Origin of the sequence: Ruminiclostridium cellobioparum subsp. termitidis CT1112 (genome assembly GCF_000350485.1) — a bacterium.
In the GTDB taxonomy this organism is placed as follows: domain Bacteria; phylum Bacillota; class Clostridia; order Acetivibrionales; family DSM-1351; genus Ruminiclostridium; species Ruminiclostridium termitidis.
In genome coordinates this window covers 13,376-25,407 of sequence record NZ_AORV01000046.1, presented here as the reverse complement: position 1 = coordinate 25,407, position 12,032 = coordinate 13,376, and the positions used below count along the sequence as shown (strand labels likewise).

Below are 12,032 nucleotides of genomic sequence, written 5' to 3'. Positions count from 1 at the left end.
TAACCGTGCATCCTATTTTATGAAGTTGTCCTCTCGTACCAGTTGGTTTTAATTAGCTTAACAGGTTAACTTAACGTGTTGTGTTAGTTTAAAAGAACAGGTACTTTTCGTTAATAAGTAGCTGCTGCCTCACCGGGAACAGCTTTAAAGAACCGTGCTTCAAAAGTGCGCGAGAATGTATCCATCAATGAGAAGCCTGATTAGAAGAGCTTGCTTGAAATTTGTAGGCTTATTCAAGTACATCGTGCCGGGAAATTGACAGGAGGTCAATTTGAGCAGCACGCGAGACCCGGATGGTCGAGTCGCTGCGACGGCAAAGAGGTGCTTGAGTAAGCCATACTATTTCAGGCAAGAGCTTCGGAGGCGATCCATTGATGGATAGCGGTCGGGAGCGCTATTGATTGTACAGACATGTGTTAAAGCTGTTTCAAATGGTCTTTACAACTGGATTTTAACCAGGAAAGTACCCGGGTAAGCGTATTAAATTAACCGGCACAACGCGTTAATTTAATTATAAATCTTTTTTTATGCATATCGGAGATAGTTGTGAATATCCATAATAATAAGCATACTCTTACAGACAAAGTTCATAAACAAAAGTTCATAAACAATTTTTTGCCGCTATTGTGGCTCATGGAGGTAATATGATAGTAGTAATCAGTAAAAAGAATATATTGTTCGTTTGCCTGCTGCTTTTATTCTCATTGACAGTTTTCAGCATTGGCTTTGCGGTCGACTATTCAAAGCCGGTGACTGGAGATAAGCAGACAGACAATCAAGCTGCAGGTGAGCAGGCACCCGCGGAACCGGCACCTGCTCCAAGGACCGTAATACTTGATGCCGGCCACGGCGGGGAAGATCCCGGGGCGGTGAGCGATTACAGCGGTTTGAGAGAAAAGGACATAAATTTAAATATTGCAATGCTTATAAAAAATCTGCTTGAAAAGGATGGCTACAGGGTTATTCTGACAAGAGAAACCGACCGGCTGGTTTACAGTGACGAAGCAAAAACCATATTGCAAAAAAGGAAAGAGGACTTGACAAGAAGGAAAAAAATAATGGATGAGTCAGGAGCCGATATAGTTTTAAGCATACACCTGAATAAGTTCCCGCAGACGAAATATCATGGGGCTCAGACCTTCTTCCCTCCAAATTCACCTGACAGTCAGAAACTTGCAAATGAAATACAGAACTCCATAAGGCTGAATGCCGATAATGCCAATGACAGAGCAGCGCTTGTGAAAAAAGACCAGATAATGATATTAAAGAATCTGAAAACACCCACTGTAGTTGTGGAGTGCGGTTTCCTCTCCAATTCGGATGAAGAGAAGCTGCTGGGTAATGAGGAATATCAGAACAAACTGTCAGCAGCAATAAAGGCTGGGGTGGATAATTACTATAAAGCCAGGGACAAAGCCCCGGAAAAAGGGAAATAATAATTGACCGGTTTATTAATCAGGGTTCTGCCGTAGAGACAGCTCCCTGATTTTTTTGTTGATTCTATATAGGGCTAACTGTAAAGCAAAACAAAATTTCAATTAGCACAACAGATTAAATTACTGAAATTACTAACCGTATAAATAAAAAACGGGTAGCAGTATAAGCCCGAAGTTTGCTATAATAAACTTGAAATTTGTCAGGCGTCGGAAAAATCATTCCGGTGAGTGTGCCTAAAACTTAAAATACTACTTATGGAGAAATAACAGTGATAGCACTTAACTGCAATAATATAGGATTTTCTTACGGAACGGATACAATTATAAAAAATATCTCATTCAGCCTTCAGGAAAATGATAAAGCGGGTCTTGTGGGGGTGAATGGTGCGGGTAAATCAACCCTGTTTAAAATAATTACAGGGGAACTGCACCAGGAGGAAGGGGATCTATTCATTTCAAAGGACCTGGTATTGGGATACCTCAGGCAAAATGCCGCTCTTAACACCGAAAACACGCTTTGGGAAGAGCTTCTGGAAGTTTTTGACCGGCTTGTTTCCATGGAGGGAACTATAAAGAAAATTGAAAAGGAAATAAGCATAACCACCGACCAGGATAAGCTGGACTCGCTTATGAAGGAATACGGCAAACTTACCGAAAGGTTTGCCTATCTTGGAGGCTTTGAATATAACAGCCGGATCAGAGGGGTCTTAAGAGGGCTTGGATTTTTGGACAGCGAATTTGACAGCAAGGTCAATATACTGAGCGGGGGGCAGAAAACAAGACTGGCTTTAGCCAAGGTTCTGCTGGAGGAACCGGATATCCTCCTGCTGGACGAGCCCACCAACCATCTGGATATAGCGGCTGTGGAATGGCTGGAGGACTATCTTAAAAGCTATAAAAAGTGCCTGCTTATAATATCCCATGACAGATATTTCCTTGACTCGGTCACTAATAGGACTATTGAAATCGAGAATAAGACCAGTACCTTCTACAACACCAATTATTCCGGTTATGTAAAGCAGAAGGCGATCAACCGCGAGATACAGGAAAAGCACTATCTGCTGCAGCAGAAGGAAATTGCCCGGCAGGAGGCAATTATCGAACAGCAGAGGAGATTTAACCGGGAAAAGAATATAATTGCGGCAGAAAGCAGACTGAAGGCGCTGGACAGGATGGTCAGACTGGACAAGCCCCAGGAAGCCCCGGATAAAGTGAGAATGAAGTTCAATCAGGCCATGACCAGCGGAAATGATGTTCTGGAGCTTGATTCTGTATCAAAGGCCTACGGGAATAAAAAGCTGTTTGATAATATAAGCTTTAAGATAAGAAAGGCCGAAAGAGTCTTTTTACTGGGACCCAACGGCTGCGGTAAATCCACTCTGCTGAAGATCCTGGCCGGGAGGCTTGCCGCCTCCTCCGGAAAGTTCAATTTTGGAGCTAAAGTCGACCTGGGTTACTATGATCAGGAAATGGAAGATTTGAATGAGGATAATACCGTGCTTGATGAAGTCTGGAGTGTGAATCAGAAGCTCATCCAGACTGAGGTCAGAAGCGCCCTTGCAGCCTTTTTATTCTCGGGTGAAGATGTATTCAAAAAGATATCTGTTCTAAGCGGAGGAGAGAAGAGCAGGGTATCCATGCTAAAGCTGATATTCTCGGAAGCTAATTTTATCATTCTGGACGAGCCCACAAACCACCTTGACATAAACTCCAGAGAAATACTTGAGGCAGCTTTGGCTGACTATGAAGGAACAATGCTCATAGTTTCCCACGACAGATACTTTATTGACAAACTGGCCACGAGGATAATTGACATCGGAGTAAAGCCGCCGGTGGATTGTATCGGAAACTATACCTATTTTGCTTCCCACTACAAAAAGAATATCTCCGTGCAAAACGCTGCAAGTGAAGCAAACCCCATATCGGAAGCAAAACAGAGCCGCATTGCCACAAAAGAGGAGCGCAGCAGGATCAGAAAACTTGAAAAGCAGCTTGCAGATACCGAGAAGGAAATAGCAAGCGTCGAGAGACGCCTGGGTGATATAGATAACGAGATGGTGGAAGCTGCCACCGATCATATGAAGCTGATAGAGCTGAGCGAAGAAAAGAACTCAAAAGAGCGGAGTCTGGAAGAATTATATGCCGTTTGGGCCGAGGTGACCGAGCAGCTTGAAAACCAGCAGGGCGGGTAAGCTTTTATTTATAAAACAGTTGTAGTATAAAAAAAGCTGTTTCAGACAGAAACCTTGAGTTTCTGTTTGAAACAGCTTTTGATTGCCATGAAATTATCGTTGCTGGATATTTTAATTTGTTTTGTAAGCGTTAGCTTTTTAGGATATCAATTCTATCGCCAGGCGGGAATTCTCCTCGGCCTTGACTACAAGAGCCCCCACTGATTTTTCCAATTCCAGCTTTACGGCATCGCTGTTCAAAAGCAGCTGATCAATCTTGTTCCTGAGAACGGTATAGGAAAGCTCTTTTACATGTCCCACCGAAGGCTGGTCGATATATTCAAGGAAGCCTTCAACCTTTGGCTGATAGCTGATACCTATCAGGGGAACATTCATATATGCCGCAAAAATCAAAGCGTGGAGGCGCATGCCTATCATAATGCTCAATTTTCTGACAATCCCGAAGGTTTCGGAAACAGAATGATTATTGGAAATAACATAGCCCCTGGTTTTCATTTTTGAGATAATATTCTGTATGGTCACTATATCCGCATAGTATTGCATAGGTATAAAAACAGGTATGAGGTTGTATTTGTTGTAGACGTAATCAGCTGCTTCGGCAATGATCTGTTCATATTTGGCATGCTGCTGTTTGTCACAGCCCGGGCATTTTCTCACTGAAAAACCGGCATAACTGGCATTCAAGGGTATTCCCTCATTGATGAAAATGTCGTCGGTGTTTATGGTATTGTCCACATGCACAGCCAGAGCAGCATCAGCCGTAAGTATAACTTTCGGTTTGGTAATGCCCATTTTTTTCAGTTCATCAAATGAGATTTTTTCTCTAACGGTTATTACGTCGGCCTTGTCTAAAATTTTTCTGGAATATTCGGTATTTCTGTTCTTATTGATAGGGCCTATTCCATTGGCGTAAAACATGACCTTGAGTCCCAGCTTTTTGGCAAGCCAGGCAATTCCCAGATAAAACAGTATGGAACGGGAACTTGTGCTGTCCTGTATTATATTTCCGCCGCCGTAAATAAACAATTTGGCTCTTTTCATTGCCGAATAAACCGCAAACAGATTTTTTCTGTTAATTGTATTGACGTTATAATTAATTGAAGTTTCAATAGGCCTCTTTGACATGACCAGAATAGATATATCGGGCTTTTGACGCCTCAGATTGTCAATTATGGATCTGAGCATGGCATCATCACCTATGTTGCTGAAACCATAATAGCCTGAAATAATCACATCATACTTTTTAGCACCGGCTGATTTACTTTTGATCGATTTTTTATTTGAAATATCCTTGAGTATGGCTTCATAAATATTCATCTGAGTCTTACTCATGGCATCCAGGGAGAAAAGCCGGTTTGCCTTTTCATACAGGTTTTTGCCGAAGGTCTCACGTTTTGATCTGTCGGAGGCCAGGTCCAGAATTTGAGCCGCAAGGGTTGAGAAATCCTTTGGCTCGAAAAGGTAACCGTTTGCCGCAGATTCGATAAGATCGGGAATTCCGCCCACCCGGCTGCAAATGGTGGCTTTGGAATAACGGGCGCCCTCCAGCAGATAGTATGGGAAGCCTTCACTTATGGAAGTCATGGTATTAATGTCTAAAACACTTATGAGCTCGTAGGGATTATTGAGCCAGCCAAGAAAAAATACATTCCGTTCAAGGCCGAGCTCTGCCGAGCGGGCTTTTAATTCCTTTTCCTGCTCACCCTCGCCGCCTATGAGAAATTTTACTTTGGGATTCTGCTTTACAACATATCTGGCCGCATCCAACAGTGTACCGATATCTTTGACTGGGTCAAGCCTCGCTGCCGTACCTATAAGTATATCGTCAGCCCCCAGCGGAATCCCGTATTTTTCAGAAAACTCGTCTCTGGACAAAACTGCCGACGGCCTGCCCATATCCATTCCGTTAAGTATGGTGAATATCCTGTCATTGCTGAAACCTCTTTCAACAAGCATTTTTCTGAAGGCACTTGTAACTACTATGTAGTAGTTGAGTTTTCTGAGGACACGGGAATTGATCAAACCAATTGTCAGCCTTTTGAACATGCTGTGCAAATAATCGAGTTTGTAATCACTGTGAATAGTAGTAACGACAGGGATATTGCAGGCTTTTTTTATAACATAGGCAAAGATATTTCCCTTTGAACCGTGAGAATGAATTATATCGAATTGGTTGTCTTTTACCAGCTTTATGGCTTTTTTTATATCAGAATAAATATTTAAAGATTTGATAACTTCAACTTTAATCCCAATTGCACGGGCTTCATCTGCAAAGGCCCCAGGTCTGAGACTGAGCAGGGTTACGTCGATATTGGAAGCAAGTTCCTTAACAAGGTTCAGGACATGTACCTTTGCTCCTCCAACATCTCCGCCGCCGATAATGTGCAAAACTTTCATTTTAATCCTCCATGTTCCTTTTTTTCTTATGTATGCTACATGACTATTTTATCACGCATTTACAATTTTGACACTAATCAATTTAAATTGGAATTTTACTGGTTAATCTGTTGTCACTAAAAACAAGCTATGATATATTTATGATATATTATAGACAACATACTTTGTATCATATGTTAATTTTTAACAAATAATGTATATTGGAATATTGACAATAAAATAACAATGGTGATATAATACCAACACAAATAGAATAATGAGGTGAAATTCCAATGGCTTCAAAGAAAATTTCTATGGCTGTAATAAAAAGGCTTCCAAGATATCATAGATATCTGAATTATTTGTTAGAGCTTGGAATAAAGAGAGTATCCTCAAAGGAACTGAGTACTCGGATGGGAATTACTGCTTCTCAAATAAGGCAGGACTTGAATTGTTTCGGAGGTTTTGGACAGCAGGGTTACGGATACAATGTTGAGTCCCTATATACCGAGATCGGAAATATTTTAGGAATAAACAAGACGTTTAATTGTATTATCGTCGGTGCGGGAAACATGGGGCAAGCTCTGGCTAATTACGGCAACTTCGAAAAAAGAGGCTTTAAGATTATCGGAGTATTCGATGTCAGCCCGGATATTATAGGCAGGAAGATAAAGGATTTGGAAGTCAGAAGCCTCAATGAGATCGATGACTTTGTCGTACTTAACAAAGTTGATATTGCTATGCTCTGCGTTCCATACAGGGAAACTGCGGCACTTGCAGACAGGATAGCCAAACTGGGTGTAAGGGGTCTGTGGAATTTTTCTCCCATGGATTTGAAAATTCCTTATGACGTCATAGTAGAAAATGTACACTTAAGTGACAGTCTTATGGTCTTAGGGTATAAGCTGAATGACAGATTTCCAAGAGAATAAGCCATTATAAAAGCCGGCATGCTACATTGCCGGCTTTTGAATTTTACTGCTTGATTTAGTTTTATACAGATAAGCCTGCAATGCAGCGTACTAATCTTGCCGGAACACCCTGTAAGAGTTTCCGGATAATATATCGTATGCTCTGTCGGTGTTGAGCTGATCCGATAGTGTTATCCTCAGACAGCCCTGCTCAAATTCTCTGCTGTTGGACACATTGATATTCTTGATATTGATACCGTTGACACCCAAAAGTGTGGCAATACTCCCTATGATGCCGGGCTCATCCCTGACGTCCACCAGAAGTTCATAGCTGGGGGGAAGGAGGCCTGTAGCCCTTGTTGAGAAACTGTCACGGAAGATCTTGGCTTCCTCAAAAAAGCGGTAAATCCCTTTATTATCAGCTGACCGTATTTGTTCTATAAAATTTTCAATAATATAAGTATAATCCTTCAGCAAATCAATTACGGTTTCACTGTTGCTCAGAACAATATTTTCCCACATGCCGGGGTTGGAGGAGGCAATTCTTGTGATATCCTTAAAGCCTCCGGCTGCCAGCAGCTTTACCAGACCCTCGCTGTTTTCCTTATCTCTTGCAAGATTTACAAGTGCCGAGGCAATGACATGGGGTACATGGCTTATACAGCCTGTTACCAGGTCGTGCTGGTGGGGTGTGACTACTATAGGTATGGCCCCGATATCCTTTAAAACTGCTTCCAGGGTTAAAATTGTATCCTGTTCGGTGGTCTTTGTGGGAGTCAGCACATAATAGGCATTTTCAAACAGGTGGGCAAAGGAGTTGTGATAGCCTGACTTTTCCGTCCCGGCCATGGGATGTCCTCCTACGAAAACCGGAGGACGGTTCAGGCTTTCAACAAAGCTGCATATCTCCGCCTTTGTACTGGCTGCATCTGTTATTATGCAATTTTCCCTCACCTTGTCCGAGAGTCCGGCAAGGTATTCCATGGCTTTTCTCACCGGCGTACAGATAAATATGATGTCTGAATTATAAATATCAGGGCAGACGTCACTGTATCCCAGGTCTATAATCTCTTCCTGCTCCGCAAGCCTGAGGGAAGGAATACAGCTGTCCACTGCATAAATTTTCAGTGCTGGCCGCTTAAGTCGCAGGGCCCTGGCCAGAGAACCTCCGATAAGGCCAAGGCCGATTATTGATATGCTGTTAATGTTAACCATAGTAGTTGAATTCTCTTTCCAGTATTGGAGCAAGTTTGCCTATATCGCTGCACAAGTTGTTGAAATCAGCTGGATTCAGCTGCTGCGCCGCATCTGACATTGCTATCATGGGATTGGGATGTACCTCTACTATCAATCCGTCTGCTCCCGCAGCTATGGCCGCCCTGGCCAGCGGAATGACAAATTTGGCCTTGCCTGCGGCATGGCTCGGGTCAACGATAACCGGAAGGTGGCTCATATTCTTAACAACAGGTACAGCACTTATGTCCAGTGTATTTCTCGTTGCAGTTTCAAAAGTTCTGATGCCTCTTTCGCACAGAACCACATCGTAATTTCCTTCACTCATTATATATTCAGCGGCATTGAGCCATTCATCGATAGTGGTTGCAGAACCTCTCTTCAAAAGCACAGGCTTCATGGATCTGCCCACTTCTTTCAGAAGCTGAAAATTCTGTACGTTTCTTGCGCCTATTTGAAACATATCCACATAGGGCATGGACAGTTCGACGGCCTTTTCACCGGTTACCTCGGTTATGATCTGGAGGCCGGTCTCATCCTTTGCCGCCTTTAAAAGTTTTAAACCTTCTTCTTCAAGCCCCTGGAATGCATAGGGAGAGGTTCTGGGTTTAAAGGCACCGCCTCTCAAAAACTGGGCGCCGGACTTTTTAACAGCGCGGGCGGCTTCCATTATCTGCTCGTAATTTTCAACTGCGCAGGGCCCGGCCATTATAGCCAGCTCCTTGCCTCCGATTTTGACCCCGTTTACGTTGACAACACTTGGCTCGGGTCTGAAGGTCTTACCTGCAAGCTTAAAGGACTCCACAATAGGGACCAGTTTCTCCACACCCGGCATCAGCTCAAGAGGTATATCTCTTAAAACACTTTTGTCACCGATGATGCCGATTATGGTGCGTTCGGTTCCCTGGGAGATGTGAACTCCCAATCCGGAGTTCTTTAACACATTGATTACATCGTCGATCTGCATTTGATTCGACTTGGGGTTCATTACAATAATCATAAATTCTACTTCCTTTCTACCATTTTACATTGAGTAAGATTTAAAAAACTTCTACCATAATACTTTAACCGCTCCTCAACTATTGATATAAAGCCGGACCGGTTGCTACAATAAATATTATATAGTAATTGTGAAATTTAATAAACCTCTAAAGTATGATGCTATCCTTTGTAAAATGTAAAGCGGTGGATTTACAGTAAAAAAGAGAAATATATTTTACAATTAATGGATAAAATGTATTCGGGGGATTTTCAAATGTGCTTTAAATAAAAATTTTTTCATATAAAAAAAGGAGAATGGCATAAAAAATCGAATAGATAATACATTGATTTTGTTAAATCTGCTGAAAATTATATAATGACATATAAAGATTTGGATATTTAAATATTGTATAAAGTTTGTTGTTAGGTTGTTTTGAAACATGTTCCTAATCTACTCTATTTTTTCTTTTACACCTGCCTCCTTAAAGCAAGCGGGGGCTGGCGAGGCCGGGCCGCAAACCTGCGGTCCTCAAGTGAACTGCTATTCTTAAATGGGCTCTGATCCCGGAGGGGAATTATTCGCTTGATGAATTAGCTTTGCTGAGATGCGGTTTTTAGGAAGACTTAAAAATAATTTTAAGGAATCCTCATATAACAGTGTGAACGATTAAAATTAATAAGGGGGAATGATTATGAAGGACTATGCCGTACAAAAACTACGGAATATTTGCCTCTTGGCTCACGGTAATGGAGGTAAAACCACCCTGGCGGAGGCTATGCTGTTTAATACGGGTGTATTGGACAGATTTGGCAAAGTGGCTGACGGTACAACCACAACAGACTACGACCCTGAGGAGGTCAAACGAAAGATATCCATTAGTACCGCAATGGCTCCATGTGAATGGATGGACCACAAGATTAATGTGATAGACACTCCCGGTTATTTTGATTTTGTCGGTGAAGTTATGCAGGGTATCCGTGTTGCAGAAGGCGCGGTTATCATAGTTTCTGCAAAAAGTGGTGTTTCGGTAGGTACGGAAAAGTCATGGGCATATGCTAAAGAGCACAATGCTGCAAGAATATTCTTCATAAACAAAATGGATGAAGAAAATGCCAATTTCAATGCCGCATTGGAAAAGATGACAGGTACCTTCGGCAACGGAGTTATTCCTTTCCAGCTTCCAATCTATGAAGCTGACAAATATGTTGGTTATGTGGATATAATCAATATGACTGCGAAAAAGTTCCAGAAGGATAAAGTCGTAGATACTGATATTCCTTCCGATTTAACTGATAAAGTTACAAAATTAAAAGATTCATTAAATGAACTCATCGCCGAAACTGATGAGGCCCTTATGGAGAAATACTTCGGAGGCGAGGAGTACACCGGGGAAGAAATCCGGAAAGGTATTAAGGCCGGAATTTATGACGGCTCAATAGCGCCGGTATTCTGCGGTTCCGCACTTCAAAATATGGGTGTGCAGGAATTGATGAATGCAATTGTCCAGTATATGCCTTCTCCGGAAAGTGTCAGTACCAAAGCTGTAAAGGCAGGAACTGATGAGAAGGTTGAGATAAAGGCAGATCCTGCCGGCCCCTTGACTGCACTTGTATTTAAGACTATTGCCGACCCCTTTGTAGGGAAGATTTCAATGTTCAGGGTTTATTCGGGAACCTTGAAAGCCGACTCGGCAGTATACAATACTACAACGGAAAAGGTTGAAAAAATCGGACAGATATTTGTAATGCGGGGTAAAAAACAGATTCCCACCGACAGGCTTATTGCCGGAGATATTGGAGGAATTGCCAAACTGGCGTCTACAAATACCAATGACACGCTTTGTGACCAGTCCAACAAGGTTATGCTGGATAAGATAGTATTCCCCGAGCCTGCACTCTCACTGGCTGTTGAGCCAAAAGCAAAAGGCGATGAGGAAAAAATCAGCTCGGGATTGCACAAGCTGCAGGATGAGGACCCCACCTTCAAGGTATCTATCAACGTTGAAACACATCAGACGCTCATATCAGGTGTCGGCGAACAGCACCTGGATGTCATAGTCAGCAAATTGAAGGCAAAATTCGGAGTTGCGGTCAATCTGGTTGATCCCAAGGTGCCCTACAGGGAAACCATAAAGAAGAAGGTAAAAGTCGAAGGCAAGCACAAGAAGCAATCCGGCGGGCACGGACAGTACGGCCATGTCTGGGTTGAATTTGAGCATGGAGATAAGGAAGACCTGGTATTCGAGGAAAAGATATTCGGAGGTTCGGTCCCAAAATCCTATCATCCGGCTGTTGAAAAAGGCCTGAGGGAAGCCATCGTAAAAGGTGTCCTGGCTGGATATCCGGTGGTCAACTTGAAAGCAACCCTTGTAGATGGCTCCTACCATGATGTCGACTCCTCGGAAATGGCCTTTAAAATTGCAGCAAGGCTTGCATACAAAAAAGGCCTGCCTATGGCCGGACCTGCGCTTCTGGAACCTATTGCCCATGTTGAAGTATACGTACCCGATAACTACATGGGAGACATAATCGGTGACCTGAACAAGAGGCGCGGCCGCATACTGGGAATGAATCCTCAGGACAACGGAATACAGCAGGTTGAAGCTGAGGTGCCTCAATCCGAAATGTTCAAGTATGCCACCGACCTGAGATCAATGACCCAGGGCCGCGGATATTTCAAGCTCTGGTTTGAAAGGTACGAGGAAGCTCCTGCCATAGTTGCCGGCAAGATAATTGAAGAGGCCAAGAAGAATATGGTGGAAGAGGAAGAAGAATAATAAGACAATAGAAATAATAAAGCAGTAGAAATAATAAAAAAATAGAATAATAATTGAGCTGACAGGCTGCTGTACATGAATAAATTAATTAATGTGCAGCAGCTTTTTATTGTCCGGGAAAGTATA

At 42.6% G+C, this 12,032-nt stretch carries 7 protein-coding genes; 4 read left to right on the top strand and 3 right to left on the bottom strand.

The genetic code is table 11. The annotated features are described in order from the left end of the window. Nucleotides 1–644: 644 nt before the first annotated feature. Together CTER_RS17020 and abc-f are read left to right on the top strand one after the other, a co-directional pair. Complete coding sequence (locus CTER_RS17020; RefSeq protein ID WP_004627771.1) at nucleotides 645–1,436, top strand: N-acetylmuramoyl-L-alanine amidase; 792 nt, start codon at nucleotides 645–647, stop codon at nucleotides 1,434–1,436. A gap of 269 nt (nucleotides 1,437–1,705) precedes the next feature. Next, nucleotides 1,706–3,628 (top strand): ribosomal protection-like ABC-F family protein, encoded by a 1,923-nt coding sequence (gene abc-f, locus CTER_RS17015; protein WP_004627537.1) that lies wholly within the window; start codon nucleotides 1,706–1,708, stop codon nucleotides 3,626–3,628. Between the two features lie 138 nt (nucleotides 3,629–3,766). Here the strand turns inward: abc-f and csaB are convergent, their stop codons facing one another. After that, nucleotides 3,767–6,025 carry a polysaccharide pyruvyl transferase CsaB gene (gene csaB, locus CTER_RS17010; RefSeq protein WP_004627687.1) on the bottom strand — a complete coding sequence of 753 codons (2,259 nt, stop codon included), beginning with the start codon at nucleotides 6,023–6,025 and terminating at the stop codon, nucleotides 3,767–3,769. A gap of 272 nt (nucleotides 6,026–6,297) precedes the next feature. Here csaB and CTER_RS17005 point away from each other — a divergent pair, with 272 nt between their 5' ends. Further along, a complete protein-coding gene (locus CTER_RS17005; RefSeq protein WP_004627560.1) occupies nucleotides 6,298–6,936 on the top strand; it encodes a redox-sensing transcriptional repressor Rex in 639 nt (212 codons plus the stop codon). 90 nt (nucleotides 6,937–7,026) lie between these two features. Here CTER_RS17005 and CTER_RS17000 read toward each other — a convergent pair whose 3' ends face one another. Then, nucleotides 7,027–8,130 (bottom strand): prephenate dehydrogenase, encoded by a 1,104-nt coding sequence (locus tag CTER_RS17000; protein WP_004627715.1) that lies wholly within the window; start codon nucleotides 8,128–8,130, stop codon nucleotides 7,027–7,029. Beyond that, complete coding sequence (gene aroF / locus CTER_RS16995) at nucleotides 8,123–9,148, bottom strand: 3-deoxy-7-phosphoheptulonate synthase (protein ID WP_004627590.1); 1,026 nt, start codon at nucleotides 9,146–9,148, stop codon at nucleotides 8,123–8,125. The genes CTER_RS17000 and aroF overlap by 8 nt, the downstream gene beginning before the upstream one ends. 673 nt (nucleotides 9,149–9,821) lie before the next feature. On the opposite strand from aroF, the gene fusA reads away from it, so the two are divergent. Continuing rightward, on the top strand, nucleotides 9,822–11,906 hold the full coding sequence (fusA, locus tag CTER_RS16990; RefSeq protein WP_004627738.1) for an elongation factor G: 2,085 nt from the start codon (nucleotides 9,822–9,824) through the stop codon (nucleotides 11,904–11,906). The last annotated feature ends 126 nt before the right edge of the window (nucleotides 11,907–12,032 follow it).